18 protein-coding genes and 1 pseudogene are annotated in these 15,714 nt (G+C 73.0%); 8 read left to right on the top strand and 11 right to left on the bottom strand.

The features are described 5' to 3' along the window. Positions 1 to 10: 10 nt before the first annotated feature. From ACZ3IG_RS03630 to ACZ3IG_RS03610, 5 genes are all read right to left on the bottom strand, one after another. Entirely contained in the window at positions 11 to 739 is a 729-nt protein-coding gene (locus ACZ3IG_RS03630) for a bifunctional DNA primase/polymerase (RefSeq protein ID WP_467428602.1), read from the bottom strand. Between the two features lie 126 nt (positions 740 to 865). Next, positions 866 to 1,525 carry a TetR/AcrR family transcriptional regulator gene (locus ACZ3IG_RS03625; RefSeq protein ID WP_467428599.1) on the bottom strand — a complete coding sequence of 220 codons (660 nt, stop codon included), beginning with the start codon at positions 1,523 to 1,525 and terminating at the stop codon, positions 866 to 868. A 38-nt stretch (positions 1,526 to 1,563) separates the two neighbouring features. Further along, complete coding sequence (locus tag ACZ3IG_RS03620; RefSeq protein ID WP_467428597.1) at positions 1,564 to 2,550, bottom strand: small ribosomal subunit Rsm22 family protein; 987 nt, start codon at positions 2,548 to 2,550, stop codon at positions 1,564 to 1,566. Positions 2,551 to 2,638: 88 nt separating this feature from the next. Continuing rightward, positions 2,639 to 3,823: a serine hydrolase domain-containing protein gene (locus ACZ3IG_RS03615; RefSeq protein ID WP_467428594.1), complete on the bottom strand. Its 1,185-nt coding sequence runs from the start codon at positions 3,821 to 3,823 to the stop codon at positions 2,639 to 2,641. Further along, positions 3,766 to 5,097, bottom strand: coding sequence for a multidrug effflux MFS transporter (locus ACZ3IG_RS03610; RefSeq protein ID WP_467428592.1), 1,332 nt, complete (start codon positions 5,095 to 5,097; stop codon positions 3,766 to 3,768). The genes ACZ3IG_RS03615 and ACZ3IG_RS03610 overlap by 58 nt, the downstream gene beginning before the upstream one ends. An 89-nt stretch (positions 5,098 to 5,186) precedes the next feature. On the opposite strand from ACZ3IG_RS03610, the gene ACZ3IG_RS03605 reads away from it, so the two are divergent. Further along, complete coding sequence (locus ACZ3IG_RS03605) at positions 5,187 to 6,203, top strand: Gfo/Idh/MocA family protein (protein ID WP_467428591.1); 1,017 nt, start codon at positions 5,187 to 5,189, stop codon at positions 6,201 to 6,203. A 269-nt stretch (positions 6,204 to 6,472) separates the two neighbouring features. Here the strand turns inward: ACZ3IG_RS03605 and ACZ3IG_RS03600 are convergent, their stop codons facing one another. Together ACZ3IG_RS03600 and ACZ3IG_RS03595 are read right to left on the bottom strand one after the other, a co-directional pair. Next, complete coding sequence (locus ACZ3IG_RS03600; RefSeq protein WP_467428590.1) at positions 6,473 to 7,444, bottom strand: aldo/keto reductase; 972 nt, start codon at positions 7,442 to 7,444, stop codon at positions 6,473 to 6,475. A gap of 59 nt (positions 7,445 to 7,503) precedes the next feature. Further along, entirely contained in the window at positions 7,504 to 7,830 is a 327-nt protein-coding gene (locus ACZ3IG_RS03595; protein WP_467428588.1) for a nuclear transport factor 2 family protein, read from the bottom strand. A gap of 153 nt (positions 7,831 to 7,983) precedes the next feature. On the opposite strand from ACZ3IG_RS03595, the gene ACZ3IG_RS03590 reads away from it, so the two are divergent. Together ACZ3IG_RS03590 and ACZ3IG_RS03585 are read left to right on the top strand one after the other, a co-directional pair. Continuing rightward, entirely contained in the window at positions 7,984 to 8,529 is a 546-nt protein-coding gene (locus ACZ3IG_RS03590; RefSeq protein ID WP_467429184.1) for a DoxX family protein, read from the top strand. Between the two features lie 23 nt (positions 8,530 to 8,552). Continuing rightward, positions 8,553 to 8,954, top strand: a complete 402-nt coding sequence (locus ACZ3IG_RS03585; RefSeq protein ID WP_467428587.1) for a MazG-like family protein — start codon at positions 8,553 to 8,555, stop codon at positions 8,952 to 8,954. 286 nt (positions 8,955 to 9,240) lie between these two features. On the opposite strand, the gene ACZ3IG_RS03580 is transcribed toward ACZ3IG_RS03585, so the two are convergent. After that, on the bottom strand, positions 9,241 to 9,972 hold the full coding sequence (locus tag ACZ3IG_RS03580; protein ID WP_467428585.1) for a DUF7873 family protein: 732 nt from the start codon (positions 9,970 to 9,972) through the stop codon (positions 9,241 to 9,243). 179 nt (positions 9,973 to 10,151) lie between these two features. On the opposite strand from ACZ3IG_RS03580, the gene ACZ3IG_RS03575 reads away from it, so the two are divergent. Beyond that, entirely contained in the window at positions 10,152 to 11,135 is a 984-nt protein-coding gene (locus tag ACZ3IG_RS03575; protein ID WP_467428582.1) for an ABC transporter substrate-binding protein, read from the top strand. On the opposite strand, the gene ACZ3IG_RS03570 is transcribed toward ACZ3IG_RS03575, so the two are convergent. Next, positions 11,117 to 12,037 (bottom strand): helix-turn-helix transcriptional regulator, encoded by a 921-nt coding sequence (locus tag ACZ3IG_RS03570; protein ID WP_467428581.1) that lies wholly within the window; start codon positions 12,035 to 12,037, stop codon positions 11,117 to 11,119. The two genes, ACZ3IG_RS03575 and ACZ3IG_RS03570, sit on opposite strands and share 19 nt — an antisense overlap. A 145-nt stretch (positions 12,038 to 12,182) precedes the next feature. Here ACZ3IG_RS03570 and ACZ3IG_RS03565 point away from each other — a divergent pair, with 145 nt between their 5' ends. The 4 genes and pseudogenes from ACZ3IG_RS03565 to ACZ3IG_RS03550 all read left to right on the top strand — a co-directional run. Beyond that, a complete protein-coding gene (locus ACZ3IG_RS03565) occupies positions 12,183 to 12,875 on the top strand; it encodes an SDR family oxidoreductase (RefSeq protein ID WP_467428580.1) in 693 nt (230 codons plus the stop codon). Positions 12,876 to 13,002: 127 nt separating this feature from the next. Next, complete coding sequence (locus tag ACZ3IG_RS03560) at positions 13,003 to 13,245, top strand: DUF6411 family protein (protein WP_215168729.1); 243 nt, start codon at positions 13,003 to 13,005, stop codon at positions 13,243 to 13,245. Between the two features lie 21 nt (positions 13,246 to 13,266). Continuing rightward, complete coding sequence (locus ACZ3IG_RS03555; RefSeq protein ID WP_467428576.1) at positions 13,267 to 13,689, top strand: ATP-binding protein; 423 nt, start codon at positions 13,267 to 13,269, stop codon at positions 13,687 to 13,689. Between the two features lie 102 nt (positions 13,690 to 13,791). Next, a pseudogene (locus ACZ3IG_RS03550) lies at positions 13,792 to 14,336 on the top strand (zinc-binding dehydrogenase); the annotation flags it as partial. Between the two features lie 124 nt (positions 14,337 to 14,460). Here the strand turns inward: ACZ3IG_RS03550 and ACZ3IG_RS03545 are convergent. Beyond that, complete coding sequence (locus ACZ3IG_RS03545) at positions 14,461 to 15,198, bottom strand: hypothetical protein (protein ID WP_467428575.1); 738 nt, start codon at positions 15,196 to 15,198, stop codon at positions 14,461 to 14,463. Positions 15,199 to 15,317: 119 nt separating this feature from the next. After that, entirely contained in the window at positions 15,318 to 15,701 is a 384-nt protein-coding gene (locus ACZ3IG_RS03540) for a RidA family protein (protein WP_467428572.1), read from the bottom strand. Positions 15,702 to 15,714 lie beyond the last annotated feature (13 nt).

The raw sequence follows: 15,714 nt of genomic DNA, 5'->3' as shown, positions 1-15,714 counted from the left end.
GCCGCGGGGGTCAGTGGCGCAGGGGCCAGGCGGTGCCCGCCTGGTCGGTGTCGGTGCCCGCGTGCCGGGCGCACGCGTCGGTGAGCGCCTCCAGCAGGGTGAGCGGGTCCGGCAGCGGGTGCTCCGGGCCCCGCACCCAGTGCACCCCGTGGTCACCGGGCAGCCGGGCGGGCGGTACCAGGACGTAGGAGCCGCGGCAGTGCCAGCGCAGGCCCGGGTGCTCGTCCGTGGTGTCGGGATGGCAGTCCAGTTCGCACGGCCACCACTCGTCCTCGTCCTCGGGGGTGCCGCGGGTGAGGGTGAAGAAGAGCATGCGGCCGTCGTCGCTCTCGGCGACCGGGCCGACCTCGACCCCGGTGGCCAGCAGCCGCTCCAGCGCCTCGTGGCCGGCCCGGAGGGGGACGTCGAGGACGTCGTGGACCATGCCGGTGGCGGTGATGAAGTTGGCCTGCGGCTGGTGGCGGGCCCAGCGCTCGATCTGCGCGCGGTCGGTCGTGGACTGGGTCTGCCAGGCGAAGGAGACGGGGTGCCGGGCGGGGGTGGGACAGCCGACGCGGTCGCACGAGCAGCGGTAGCCGGCCGGGTGCGCGGCGGGCGCGAGCGGCAGTCCGGCCGCGGCGGCGGCGAGCAGCAGGGTCTCCCGGCCGCCCTCGTCGGCGGGCGGTTTCGGGCGGCGTCCGCGCAACCAGTGGGAGAGCCTGCCCTGTAGGCCGCTACGGCCGCCGAACTCCGCGCTCATCTATCCCCTCGCCTCGCCGTCGTGCGCATCAGCATGCCCTATGGTCCCACCATTGTGCGCGCCGGGGACCGGGAAGGGACATGGTTCCCAGGTCAGCGAGGTCCGGCCGCCCCCGGGCGGGACCGTTCAGCGCGGAGCGAGACCGTACAGGGCGTAGTCGACGAGGGTGTCGGTGTACTCGTGGGAGAACGGTGCCGTGTGCTGGAGCCAGCGCTGGGCCAGCGGGGAGACGAAGAGTTCCAGGGCGATGCGCGGGTCGATCTCCGGGCGGACGTCGCCCGCCCGCTGCGCGGCGCGCAGCCGGTCGACGTAGAGCTGGAGCGAGGGCTCCAGCAGCTTGGCGACGAAGGTCCGGCCCAGTTCCTCGTCGACGACGCCCTCGGCGGCCAGGGCGCGGGCCGGGGTGTCGAACCTCGGGTCCCGCAGTTCGTCGACGGTGGCCCGCAGCACGGCCTTGAGGTCGGCGGCGAGGTCGCCGGTGTCCGGAATGCCGTACGAGGCGGGCTCCCCTTCCGGTTCCCGCCCGGCCTCCTGCTCCCGCCCGGCCTCCGCCGCCTTCACCGCCGCCGCCTCCGCGGCCTGTCGCTCGCCGAGGTCGAGGAACGCCTCCAGCAGGACGTCCGCCTTGGAGGACCACCAGCGGTAGATGGTCTGCTTGCCGACGCCGGCGCGGGCGGCGATGCCCTCGATGGTCGTTCTCGGGTAGCCCACCTCGCCGACGAGGGCGAGGGCGGCGCCGTAGATGGCCCTGCGGGACTTCTCACTGCGGCGTCTGGGAGCGGGCATGGGACGAATCTACCAGGACGGCAAGACGGTACGTCTCGTCACGCGGGCGGCCAGGGGTCGCCCCAGTCCGTGTCGCGGGCCGCCCGGTACAGGTCGCCGTGGCGCTTGGTGACCGTGGCGCGGCGCAGCGCCGGTTCCCGCTCGCACAGGTCGAGCAGGACCTGTCCCTTGCGGATCTGCGGGCGGCGGACCACACGGGAGTCGGGGGTGACCGGCACGGGCGGGCGGGTGGCGGCGACGTAGGCGAACTTCTCGTCCTCGTAGGCGAGGGAGCCGCCCTTGACCTGGCGGTGCAGGGAGGAGCGGCTGACCCGGGCCGAGAAGTGGCACCAGTCGGTGCCGGGGGCGATGGGGCAGGCGGCGCTGTGCGGGCAGGGTGCGGCGACCTGGAAACCGGCGGTGACGAGCCGGTCGCGGGCCTCGATCACCCGGGCGTAGCCGTCGGGTGTGCCCGGTTCGACGATCACGACGGCCCGCGCGGCGCCGGCGGCGGCGTCGACGAGGGCGGCGCGGTCGGGGGCGGTCAGCTCGTTGAGGACGTAGGAGACGGTGACGAGGTCGGTGGGGTCCAGGGTGAGCGCCGCTCCGATCCGCGAGCGCTGCCAGCGTACGGCGGCCAGGGCCGGCTCGGCGGCGGCGATCTCCCGGCCCAGGGCGAGGGCGGGCTCGGCCCAGTCGAGCACGGTCGAGGTCCGTTCCCCGTCCCAGGTGGCGCCGACGGCCCAGGTCGCCGCGCCGGTGCCGCCGCCGACGTCGGTGTGGGAGGCGGGCGCCCAGCCGGGCACGGCCGCCGCGAACGCGGCCAGCGCCGAGCGCACCGCCTCGAAGGTGGCGGGCATCCGGTAGGCGGCGTAGGCGACCACGTCGGCGCGGTCCCGCAGGATCGGCGCGTCGGTCGGGGTGGCGCCCCGGTAGTTGGCGATCAGCCGCTCCACGGCCTGGGCGGCCTGTCGCGGCGGCAGCCCGTCGAGCAGCCCGGCGAGGGCGGTGCGCAGGGTGTCGGCGGGCGGTGCGGGGGCGTTCACCCAGCGATTCTAAGAGGTGAGCAGTCGCCGCCGGTCCGTCCCCCACCCGCTCATACGAGCGGGCGGACGACACGATCGACGCGTCCGCTCACCGATCCCGCACCGCACGCGCCACCTCCGTCGCCACCGCCGCCCGGGGGCGGCTGTCCGGTGGGCGGCGGCAGGGGTGGACCGTGTTGGCGAGCAGCACCACGAAGGTGTCCGTCGCCCGGTCGATGACCAGGCTCGTGCCGGTGAAGCCGGTGTGGCCGGCCGCCCCGCGCCCGGCCAGTTCCCCCATGAACCACGGCTGGTCGAGGGCGAAGCCCAGGCCCGGCGCGGTGAGCAGCAGCTCCGTGACGTCGGGACCGAGGATGCGGGCGGGGCCGTAGGAGCCGCCGGACAGCAGCGTCCGGCAGAACACCGACAGGTCCCGGGCGGTGGAGAACAGCCCGGCGTGACCGGCCACCCCGCCCAGCGCCCAGGCGTTCTCGTCGTGCACGACCCCCCGCAGCATCCCCCGGTCCGCCTTGGCCCAGGGCCGCCGCTGGTCCTCGGTCGCCGCCGCCCCCGGGCACGGCCCGAAGCGGGTGGCCGTCATGCCCAGCGGCCGGGTGATGCCGTCGTGGACCAGGACGTCCAGCGCGCGGCCGGTGATCCGCTCCAGGACCTGCTGGAGCAGCAGCATGTTCACATCGGAGTAGCGGTACGTCCCGATCTGCCCGGCCGGCGCCTCGGCACGGAGCCTCGCGAGCCGTTCCGCGTCGTCGGCGCAGTCGTACAGCGGCAGTTCGGGCCGCAGCCCGGAGGTGTGGGTGAGCAGGTGCCGCACGGTGAGGCGGTGTACGGCGGCGGCGCGGAAGTCCGGCAGGTACGCGCCGACCTCGGCGTCGATGCCGAGCGTGCCCCGCTCGATCTGCTGGGCGGCGGCGACCGCCGTGAACAGCTTGGTGAGGGAGGCCAGGTCGAACGGGGTGCCGGGGGTCGCCGGCACCCGGGAGGAGGCCGGCAGCTCCACGCCCGTACCGCCGCGGGCGTCACAGGCCGCGTACCGCACGGCCCAGCCCGCCGCCTCCTCGACGGCGAGCACGGGTCCGCGGCCGACGGCGACGACGGCCCCGGCCGCCCAGGGGCGTTCCCCGGCGGTGAGGTCCCGGACCCGCCGGAGCAGCCGACGCGGCAGGACCGGGTCGAGTCCGGCCCGTTCCGGCGCGTCGCTGCGCAGCCTCGGTGCGCTCAGCTTCCTTCCCCCTCCGCTCCCGCGCGTGCCGGCGCGGCCTTCCAGGGACGGCACATTCCCATGAAGCAGGCCAGTGCCGCCAGGGCCGCGGCCAGTTGGACGACGGCCATCGGGACGGCGGTGTCCTCCCCGGCGACACCGACCAGCGGGGAGGCGAGCGCTCCGATGAGGAAGGTGGACGTACCGAGCAGCGCGGAGGCCGACCCGGCGGCCCTCCTCACCCGCATCAGGGCCAGCGCCTGGGTGTTGGGCATGGCGATGCCCATCGCGGACATCAGCACGAACAGGGTGGCGGCGACCGGCGCCAGCCCCACGTCGCCGAAGACGCCGAGGGACATCAGCAGCAGCGCGGTCGCGGCGGCGATGACGACGATGAGGCCGATGGCCAGCACCCGCTCCAGGGGGACCCGGCCGACGAGCACTTTGCCGTTGATCTGGCCGACGACGACGAGGCCGACCGAGTTGAGGCCGAACAGCAGGCTGAAGGTCTGCGGGGAGGCCCCGTAGATCTCCTGGACGACGAACGGGGAGGCGGAGACGTAGGCGAACAGCGCGGCGAAGGCGAAGCCGCCCGCGAGCATGTACCCGGTGAACACCCGGTCGGCGAGGTGGCCCCGCATCGACCGCAGGGCCTCGCCGATCCCGCCGCCGTGCCGCTCGGCGGCCGGCAGGGTCTCCGGCAGCCTGGCCCAGACGACGGCGCCGAGCACCACCCCGACGACGGCGAGCACGGCGAACACGCCCCGCCAGTCGGTGAACCGCAGCACCTGGCCGCCGATGAGCGGGGCGGCGATCGGCGCCACCCCGGAGACGAGCATGAGGGTGGAGAAGAACCGGGCCATGGCGACGCCGTCGTACAGGTCGCGGACGACGGCCCGGGCGATGACGATGCCGGCGGCGCCCGCGAGTCCCTGCGCCAGCCGGAAGGCGACGAGGAGTCCGAGGGTGGGCGCCAGGGCGCACAGGGCGGTGGCGAGGACGTAGACGGCGAGGCCGGCCAGCAGCGGGCGGCGGCGGCCCAGCCGGTCGCTGAGCGGGCCGATGACCAGCTGGCCCAGCGCCATGCCGGCCAGGCAGGCGGTCAGGGTCAGCTGCACGGTCGCGGCGGACGCGTGCAGGGTGTCGGTGACCTCCGGGAGCGCCGGGAGGTACATGTCCAGCGCCAGCGACGGCGTCGCGGTCAGCCCGCCGAGGACGAGTATGACGAGCAGGCCGGTACGGCCGGCCGCACGTGCCGGCGGTGACGTGTCCCGTGACGTGTCCGGTGCCGGGCGCGGCGGTGTGTGCGGTGGTGTGGTGTGCGACGCGGACACCCCTTGGTCGGCCATGTGCCCCCTCCCTGTTCGACGGATCCGCCGCCTATGCTCTCAGCTCGAACGATCAGCTTGTACGACGAATTCGGTGAGGGTGGGCACGGGTGGCCGAACAGAAGGTGCGCTGGGGAATTCTGGCGACCGGCGGAATGGCGGCGAGGTTCACGGCGGACCTGGTCGATCTGCCGGACGCGGAGGTCGTGGCGGTGGCGTCACGGACCGAGGCGTCGGCGAAGGCGTTCGCGGAGCGGTTCGGGATCGCGCGGGCGTACGGCGGCTGGGAGGCGCTGGCGCACGACGACGACATCGACGTGGTGTACGTCGCCACCCCGCACTCGTCGCACCGCGCGGCGGCCGGCCTCTGCCTGGAGGCGGGCCGGGGCGTGCTGTGCGAGAAGCCGTTCACGCTGAACGCGCGGGAGGCGGCGGAACTGGTCGGCCTGGCCCGGGAGCGCGGCGCCTTCCTGATGGAGGCGATGTGGATGTACTGCAACCCGCTGGTCCGGCGGCTGAAGGCGCTGGTCGACGACGGCGCGGTCGGCGAGGTGCGCACGGTCCAGGCGGACTTCGGGCTGGCGGGCCCGTTCCCGCCCGCCCACCGGCTGCGCGACCCGGCGCAGGGCGGCGGCGCGCTCCTCGACCTCGGCGTCTACCCGGTCTCCTTCGCCCAGTTGCTGCTCGGGGAGCCGTCGCGGGTGACGGCGAGCGCGACGCTCTCGGAGGAGGGCGTCGACCTCCAGACGGGCGCGCTGCTCTCCTGGGACAACGGCGCCCTGGGCGCGCTGCACTGCTCCATCGTCGGCGGTACGGCCAACTCCGCCTCGATCACCGGCTCGACGGGCCGCATCGACGTACCGGACGGCTTCTTCTTCCCCAGCCGCTTCGTGCTGCACCGGGACGGCCGCGACCCCGAGGAGTTCACGGCCGACCCGGCACACGGCCCGCGGGCCAGCCTCGCGCACGAGGCCCGGGAGGTGATGCGCGCCCTGCGGGCCGGGGAGACCGAGTCCCCGCTGCTGCCGCTGGACGGCACCCTGGCCGTGATGCGCACGCTCGACGCGATCCGGGACCGCGTGGGCGTGCGCTACCCGGGCGAGGAGCCGGTGGCCACGCCGGCGTGAGCGCGCCGCGACCGCCGTCGCAGCCGAGCGGATCCACACAAGCGGAGTCATAAAGTCCGCAGCATTGCGGCCCGTAGCCGACTTATGCTCAACTCTCCTTCACCGAAACTCCACACTCGGAGTGCCGGTGGGCATGTGTCGTCGACGGACCGTCCCGAGGGGGGGAGCAGCCGTTCCGCGGTACCGGCAGGGGGTGGACCCCGCGCAAGCTCGCGCGAGGTGCGCGCCGGTACGCGGAACGGCTGCCACATGCCCCCTGCTTCCGGGCGTCAGCGCCCCAGGATCCGCTCGACGTCGGCCATCTCCGCCTCGCCCAGCGGTCCCTTCGCCATCGCGTCCGCGTTCTCCTCGGCCTGCGCGACCGACCGGAACCCGGGGATGGGGACGGTGCGCGGACCGCGGGCCCACAGCCAGGCCAGGGCGCCCTGGGTGAGCGTACGGCCGCCGCTGGTGAGTACCTCGCGGAGCGCCTCGACCCGGGCCAGCCACTCGGGTTCGGCGCCGCCGCCGTCGCCGAACCCCGGCAGCCAGGCGGGCGGGGCGCTGCGGATGTCCCCCGCCGCCGGGGCCCGGCCGTCCCCGTGCTGTCCGGTGAGCAGCCCCATGGCCAGGGGGCTGCGGATGATTCCCGCGAGGTCCGCCGTCTCGCACAGGGCGTGCATCTCGGGGGCGTCCTGGAGCACGTTGGCCCGGTACTGCACGGCCGTGCAGTGCGCCCCGGCCGCGAAGACGGCGGCCCGCCGCGGGTCGTCGGTGGACCAGCCGTACGCCCGCACGAGCCCTTCCTCGACGAACTCCTCGCAGACGTCCCGCAGTTCGGCGGCCCGGCGTGGTGCGACGTCGCCCAGGTGGAGCTGGTAGAGGTCGACGTGGTCGGTGCCGAGCCGGGCGAGGGACGCGGTCAGCGCGCGGCGGGCGTACTCGGGTGTGGGGTCGGCGCCGGTGAGGGTGCGGGTCCGCTCGTCGAAGAGGTTGCCCCACTTGGTGGCGACGGTGACGTCCGCGCGGCGCCGGCCGAGAGCGCGGCCCAGCAGCCGTTCGCCGTGCCCGGCGCCGTAGACGTCCGCCGTGTCGAAGAAGGTGACGCCGAGGTCGAGGGCGCGGTGGATCGCCCGTACGGACTCCTCGTCGTCGGTCTTCCCCCAGCCGAGCGGCTGCCCGGCGGTGTCCCACCACTCCCCGGCGATCGCCCAGCACCCGAAGCCGAGCACCCTGCCGCTGTTTCCGTAGGTCTTCTCCATGGGCGGGACGCTAGGAGTTGAAGCGCACGCGAGGGCAACCCCGCCCGCGTCCTCGGCCGTTACGCCTGCCCGGTCTCGAAGCGGGTGATCTTCCCGTCGTCGTCCACGGTGAACGCCCACCGGGTGCGCATCTCGCCCCAGGTGTCGTTGCGGTGGCGGGCGACGAGGGCCCGGCCGTCCCGGGACTCGTTGTCGACCTCCAGACGACCGTGGGAGGAGAAGATCTCCCGGTCGATCCAGTCGTCGAGGTCCCGGTCGGCCCCGTCGTCGGACATCGTGGCACCGGGCGCGAGCAGCGCGAGGAAGGCCTCGCGGTCATGGGCGTTCACCGCGGCGACGAAGGCACGGACGGCCGGGTCGCTCAGTCGCGTCGTCTGGATCGTCATGGCGGCCAGCCTCACACCGCCCGTGGCCCCCCGCCACCCGAACGGCGCCCGGGGGCGGGCCCGCCGGGCACCCGGGGTGCGACGGTGGAGGCAGCAGACCTGAGGGGGGAGCAGGAGACCCGGGGGGTGCCGCCGCTCGACGAAGGAGTCACCATGACCTGCTGTTACGACCGGCGTGACGTCGGCCTGCTGCTGCTCCGGCTGGGGACCGGCGGCGTGCTGGCCGCACACGGCGCGCAGAAGCTGCTCGGCTGGTTCGGGGGCGGCGGGATCGAGGGGACCGGCCAGGCCATGGAGGCCATGGGCTACGTCCCCGGGAAGCGGAGCGCGACGATGGCGGGGCTGGCGGAGGCGGGCGGCGGGCTGCTGCTGGCGATGGGCCTGGCCACCCCGGCGGCCGGCGCGGCGGCGGCCGGCGCGATGGCGGGCGCGGCGGCGGTGCACGCCCCGAACGGCTTTTTCGCCCAGGAGGGCGGCTACGAGTACGCCGCCTCCCTCGGCCTGACGGCGGCCGGTCTCGCGGTCACCGGCCCCGGCCGCCTCTCCCTCGACGCCGCCCTCGGGCACGCGGTGAACCGGAACTGGATGGTGCCGGTGGCCCTCGCGGCGACGGCCGCGGCGACGGCGGTGGTGGTCGGCGGACGCAACCGGCGGCTGCGGAGGGCGGCGCAGGGCGAGCAGGAACCGCTGTTCGACTGAGGTGACCTGGCAGGCTGCTCCGCATGACCGACGAGCGCACCGACCTCTTCTCCGTCATCGACGACCTGTGGCAGTGGCTGGAGACCGACCAGCCCGAGCGAGCCGGCCGGGAGGGCCTGCTGCTGCGCCTGCTGAAACTCTCCGAGGAGGTCGGCGAGGTCGCCGAAGCGGTGATCGGCGTGACCGGCCAGAACCCGCGCAAGGGCGTCACCCACACCTGGGACGACGTCGAGGCGGAGCTGTGCGATGTCGCCATCACGGCGCTGGTGGCGCTGCGCACCCTGACACCGGAGGCCCGGCGGGTCTTCACGGGGCATCTGGAACGGGTGGCCGCGCGGCCGCACAGCGCCCGCCGAAGCCGCGGGGAGCACGTGGCGGGACCCGGGAGCGTAGCCTGCTCCCGGGCCCCTGGGGCTGCCACCTGATGCGCACGCCGGTTTCAGTGCGGAGACCGGATCAGTCGTCAGGCCGTCGTGTTCTTCCTTTGAACTACCGCACCAGGAAGCGGTGCAGGAGAGATTCGAACTCCCATCCGACGGCGTTCGTCCGGCTCCGTCGACCCGGCGATCGGCGGCGATGCTGAGACTGGAGCGAGAGTCTGAGATTGACGGCGCGGGCCCGGTACGGACCACGCACCACTTCAGGCTGAACGTTCAGTTTCAGCTTGCGCACCCCCGCGCTCGCACGCGGGGGAGACGAGGGGCGGGCGGCTCACCCGAAGAGGTAACCGAACACCGCGTCCCCGACCCGCTGGTCGGTGACCTCGGCGCCGTTGGCCTCCTCACGGGCGAACTTCACCGCCTGCTGGAGCTTCTCGACCCGCTCGGCCAGCTCGTTGACCCGCCGCGCGGGAAGCGCGCCCGAGAACTTCACGGTCGTCCAGTACCCGATCGGCACGTCCTCGTAGTACACCTCGACCTGCGCCGGGTGCTTCTCGGTGGCCTCCGCCTTGACGTGGTTGCGGGGCACCTTCTTGGTACGGATGGTGCGCACCGGCTCCGTCCTCCACCAGTCGGTGGACGGGTCGAGGGCCCAGGACTCGGCGGCGTCGAGGGTGGGCAGCTTCTTGACGAAGGCGTGCAGGTCGCCGAGCTGCTTCTCCAGGAAGAGCAGATAGCTGACCGGGACGTCCGCGACGATGGTCCGCCCGTCGACCGTGACATCGGCGCGGGCCTCGCAGTTGGCCCAGTCCTTGGTCGCGGTCACGTCGAACAGCCGGGTCAGCGACGCGGCCGTCTCCCGCAGCACGTCCTCCGCCTGCACCTGCACCCGCGTGGACTCGGGCGGCAACTGCTCGCCCTCCTCGTCCTTCGGCTGGTACGTACGCGAGATCCCGGCGAGCAGCGCGGGCTTGAGCACCTTCTGGTGCGCGGCGGTGACGTCCTGGAGCGACTTGCTCCTGACGCCCTTCTCGACGGCGATGATCTGGTTCAGCTTCGCCACTTGGGTCCCCCTTCGAACAGGGAGAACGTAGCCCAGGACGTCGAACGGACGCATGTCATTTACGGTCCGGGGCGCCGCGGTACTGACAGCGCGGGGCCGCCTCTATAGATTGCTGTCGCCGAAGCAGTGCACCACTCACGCCGTTCGCACCATCCGCAGTGCCACCGTGAGGAGGGTCCATGATCAGGCGCGTTCTCGGACTTGCCGCAGCAGCGATCACCCTGGCCGGTGCGGCGGGGTGCGGTTCGCCGGGCTCGGGACCGGACGGTCCGGCGTCCGCCGCCGACGGCGGGACGACCCGGGTGAAGGTCGGCATCATCCCGATCGTCGACGTGGCCCCGCTCTACCTGGGGCGGAAGAAGGGGTTCTTCGGCGACCGCGGCATCGAGGTGGAGGCGGTGGCGGCCCAGGGCGGCGCGGCGATCGTCCCGAGTGTGCTGAGCGGGCAGTTCCAGTTCGGCTTCAGCAACACGACGTCACTGATGATCGCCCAGGTCAAGGGCGTACCGGTGAAGTCGGTGGCCAACGGCGCGGCCTCCAACGGCAGGGTGGGCGCGGACGTCACCTGCGTGGGGGTCGCCAAGGACAGCCCGGTGAAGTCGGCGAAGGACCTGGCCGGCCGCACCGTCGCCGTCAACGCCCTGCGCAACATCGGGGACACCACGGTGCGGGAGGCGGTGCGCGCGGACGGCGGTGACCCGTCGGAGGTGGAGTTCGCCGAGATCCCGTTCGACCAGATGCCGGCCGCGCTGGCCGACGGGCGGGTGGACGCGGCGTGGATGGGCGAACCGGCCCAGACGATCGCCAAGGCCCAGGGCGCCCGCGTGATCGCGTCCCCCTTCGCGCAGACCGACCCGGCCCTGACGGTGGCGACGTACTTCACGTCCACGAGGCTCCAGCAGGAGAACCCGGAGCTGGTGGAGGACTTCGGCGCGGCGATGACCGAGTCCCTGCGCTACGCGACGGCCCACCCGGACGAGGCCCGCCAGGTCCTCACGGAGTACACGAAGATCAGCGCCGAGGTCAGGGAGAACCTGGTCCTGCCGGCCTGGCCGGCGGAGGTGGACATGGCGTCCCTGGAGAAGCTGGCCCGGTTGAGCGAGGAGGACGGGCTGTTCGGGGAGAACGGGGAGCAGCTGGATCTTCAGGCCCTGTTCGGCTGAGCCGCGGGTGGCAGAGGTCTTGTACGGGCGAGGACCTTGAGACGGTCCTCCCAGGGGGTGCCCGGCTCGGCCGTGTAGATGATCAGGTCGTGTACGGCCCGTTGCGGCAGGGGCAGATCCAGGGAGCGGAAGGTCATCTCCACACGGCCGACCTCGGGATGGTCCAGCCGCTTGACGCCTCCGTGCCGGATTCGGACGTCGTGGCTGGCCCACATGGTGCGGAAGTCGGGGCTGAGCGTGGACAGTTCACCGACGAGCTCGCGCAGGGCCCGGTCGTGGGGTTCCCGTCCGGCTTCGGCGCGGAGCACCGCGACCGTGGCCCTCGCGCCCTCCTCCCAGTCGACGAAGAAGTCGCGGGAGCCGGGGTCGAGGAAGAAGTAGCGGGGGAAGTTGGCACAGCCCCGCTCACCGGTGGTGTCGCTGGCGAACATCGGTGCGTACAGGGCCCTGCACAGCGCGTTGCTCGCGACGACGTCCAGACGGCCGGTGCGTACGAAGGCGGGTGCCATGGTCATGGAGTCCACCATCCACTGGACGGAAGGCGGGATCTCGACGTCCTTGCGGCGGTACGGCCTGCGGCGGGCGGGGCGAGCCGCTCTGGCCAGATCGAGCAGATAGGTGCGCTCGTCCTCGTCGAGGAGCAGTGCCCGCGCGACCGCTTCCAGCACGTCCTCGGAGACACCGCCGATGTGGCCCTTCTCCAGGCGCGTGTACCACTCGGTGCTCACGCCGGCGAGGACCGCGACCTCCTCGCGCCGTAGTCCGGGCACCCGTCGGCGCCGGCTGGTGGGCAGTCCGACCCGCTCCGGGGAGAGCTTGGCACGTCGGCTCGTGAGGAAGCCGCGGATGTCCGCGCGGTTGTCGGTGGGACCACCGGCGCGGCTCTCGGGCGGAGATTCCATTCGCCCAGGTTAGTCATGGCCCCGCCGACAAGGGGGGTCGTGCTTGTGCCCCCCATGAACACGACCTTGTCCCCCTTCGGCGGCGTCGGTTCCATGAGGTCGGCGAACGGCTCGCCTCCCCCCTCCGCACCTCAGGAGCATGACCATGACCAGCAAGACCGTACTGATCACCGGCGCGACCAGCGGTATCGGCGCCCGCACCGCGCGGTCGCTCCTCGACCGCGGCCACCGCGTGGTGGTCACCGGCCGCGACGAGAGCAGACTGAAGACCTTCCTCGACGAGGCCGGCCACCCCGACCGGCTGCTGGGCCTGGTCGCGGACGCGGCGGACTGGCAGGCCACCGAGTCGGCCGTCACCCGCACCGTGGAGCGTTTCGGCGCCCTCGACGCGGCGGTGGCCAACGCCGGATTCATGTCCGGCGACTCCATCGGGGCCGGCGACCCGGCGTCGTGGGCCCCGATGGTTCTCACCAACGTCCTCGGGCCCGCCCTGCTGGCCCATGCCGCCCTGCCGCACCTGGAAGCCACGGGCGGACGGCTGGTGCTCATCGGCAGCGTCGCCGGGCTGAAGAACTCTCCCGGCAATCTCTACTCGGCCACCAAGTGGGCCACCACCGGACTCGCCGAGAATCTGCGTCTGCTCGCCACGACCCGCGGCATCGGTGTCACCGTCGTCAACCCCGGCATGATCGACACACCCTTCTGGGAAGGCGTCAGCGTTCCCTCCTTCGCCCTGTCCGCCCAGCCCGTCGCCGAGGCCGTCTGCTTCGCCCTCGGCCAACCGGCGGGCGTCGACCTCAACACCCTGACCATTCGGCCCATCGGCCAGCCCGCCTGACCACGGCGGCGCACACCGGGGTCGAGCTGGTGATCGCACGACGGCGTCCGGCACGACCCCGTTCCACGGCATGGCTCCGCGTCCTCAGGGCACGCGGAAGTCACGTCTCAGAGCGAGGAGTTCCGTCATGATGATCGTCGGCATAGTCGCCGTGTGCGTCGTTCTCGCCGTTCTCGCCTTCCTCCTGCCACGCCTGTCCCACCATCCGCAGCGCGGCACCCAGCGCACGCTCAACGTCGGGTCACGGACCGGCGGCAAGGCGCCGGGCGTCCTCGGCCGTGCGCTCAGCAAGCCTTTCCGCAGCAGTTCCAGGGCGGTCGGTCGCAGCGGGTCGGCGGGCCGGCGGGCCCGTGGCCGGATGCCGTTCTGACCCGGACAGGAAGGAGCCACAGTGGACGAGTCGTCAGTGCGGGCGGTGGGCTGGGCGCGCTCCCTCCCGATGAGCACCGGGCCGAAGGCGGCACGCGACTGGGCGCGCGAGCACCTGGAGAGCCTCGGTTGGACGCACGGCCGCGCGCAGACGGTGGACGACGTACTGCTGACCGTCTCCGAACTGGTCACCAACGCCCATCTCCACGCCCACTCCGCGGCCCGCCTCGTGATGACCTGGGACGGCCGGTGCCTGCACATCACCGTGCACGACGACGACAGCGCCCTGCCCACACCCCGCGAGCCCAGCCGTGACCGCCTCGGCGGGCGCGGCATGTTCCTCGTCGACGCCCTGGCCGACGGCTGGGAAGCGCGTCCCTGCCCCCACGGCAAGGCCGTCACGGTCTGCTTCTGCCCGTCCGCCCCCACGACCGGACCGCACTGACCCGCACTCACCGGCCGGTACGTCTCGCTCGCGGAAACCCGCGTGTCCGCGAGGTCGTACCACCGTCACACGCACGTCAGGGAGTCCCCGTGTCGTCCACCGATGCCGAGGACGAGATCTGTCCGGCGCTGCGGCGGTACAAGAACGTCGACGGCGAGGACGTCGACCACGGCGTGCACGAGCACCGCGAAGCACCAGACGGCCCTCGGCGGCCCCGAGGGCCTGCGGCCGACCGGGCTTCGCCGCCCCGTCCCGGGCCCCGGGCAGATCCTCGTCGCCGTGCACGCAACCGGACTCAACCCCACGGACTTCAAGCACCGCGCCCTGAGCATCTTCCGCAACGCGTACTGATCCACGCCGCGGCCGGCGGCGTCGGCCATCTCGCCGTACAGATCGCCAAGGAGCGCGGCACACACGTCACCGGGACGGCGAGCGCCTCCAAGCACGGCTTCCTGCGCGGACTCGGCGCGGACAGGTGCGTCGACTACCGCTCCGAGGACTTCACCGGCGCCGAAGAACCCTACGACGTCGTCCTCGACACTCTCGGCGGGACGACCGCCACCCGTTCCGTGAGCGTGCTCCGCCCCGGCGGCGCGCTCGTCTCCCTGGACGGGCCGCACCACGGGCAAGCTCGTCATCACCGTGCGCACGGGATCCTCGCTGAACGGCCCGAGGTACCGAACCTCGATTCACCGACGAACCCCGGTCTTCGCACAAGGCTGGGAACGCACGTCGGCCGTGCGGCACCGGCCCGGCGCAGGCCGAGGTGGTTCAGAGACCGCATCTGCCGGCGGTGAGTGCGGTGATCGCGCACTCGGCGGCGTGCCGTGCCGCGAGTGCGGAGGGGAAGAGCGCACAGCTGTGGGAGGTACGTTCAGCCGGTCCGCTGGTGATCCGCCACTGCCAGGCGCCTCGTTCGGCAGGCAGTGACGGGTGATTCCAGATGGGTGCCGCAGCCGGGAGAGCGTTCTGCGTCGTCTGTACCAGCACGTCGTACATCACCCTGTCGCCCACTGCGGTGCTGGCGAACCTCCCTCCGTTGTCGTGAACGGTCCATTCCAAAGGGCGTGGGGTCGACTCCGACACCTCCAAGAGGGCGTCCGCGAGGTCGGCCAGAATCCGGTACAGCGCGGCACGTACCGCATCGGTGTGGTCTCGGCCCCAGTGGCACGGGTTCCGTTCGGCAACCTCCTGCGCGAGAGTGTGCGCGGCGAGTTCGTCGAGCGGGTCTCCGTCACCGGGGCAGGCTTCCGCCAGGACGGCGGCGGCACCCCACGAGAGATCGTCTTGCGTCATGGCTGTGCCGTGGGCCAATTCCCACAGCTCGGCCGGCCCGAGGTCGTCGACCATGCGCCGGATGCAGAGGACGGCCGTGTCCGACGGGGCCGGGATCTCGGCGTGCAACAGGCCCGCGCGCACGTCCGTGGCCGCGCACACATCACCCGGCTCCAGCACGCCCGGCGGCACCGACCCCACTACCTGGAGGAGCAGCTCGTGGACGCGACGCACGGGATGCGGCCCGCGAGGCGGTGCCGGTCGCCCGACCAGGGTGCACAGGGCGTCGGGGAGGTGCACCGGCGGAACCCGCAGGTTCGTGCACGCCCTCGTCAGGCGACCGGCCATCGTGATCAGTCGTCCAGTACGGCCAGGGCGTCGATCTCGACGAGCAGTCCCGGTGGCAGCTGCATGTAGACGGTGGTGCGGGCGGGGAAGGGCTCGCCGACAGCTGCCGCGTACACCTCGTTCATCTCGGCCATGTGGGCCGGGTCGGTGAGGTACACGCGGAGCATCACGACGTCCTGCATGCCGGCGCCACCTGCCTTCAGGACGGCGGTGACGTTGCGCAGGACCTGCGCGGTCTGCTCGGCGACCGTCGTGCCGACGACCTCGCCGGTGTCCGGGGCGAGGGGGAGCTGCCCGGAGACCTGCAGGACGGGGCCTTTGCGGACGCCCTGGGACAGCGGGGCCGGCAGGGAAGGCGCGTTCTCGGTGACGATGACGGTTCTGGTCATGGTTTGTCCTTGC

The sequence above is a fragment of the Streptomyces sp. NPDC016677 genome (assembly GCF_055562815.1).
The sequence above is the reverse complement of the archived record's forward strand: the minus strand, read 5'-3'. Positions and strand labels throughout refer to the sequence as shown.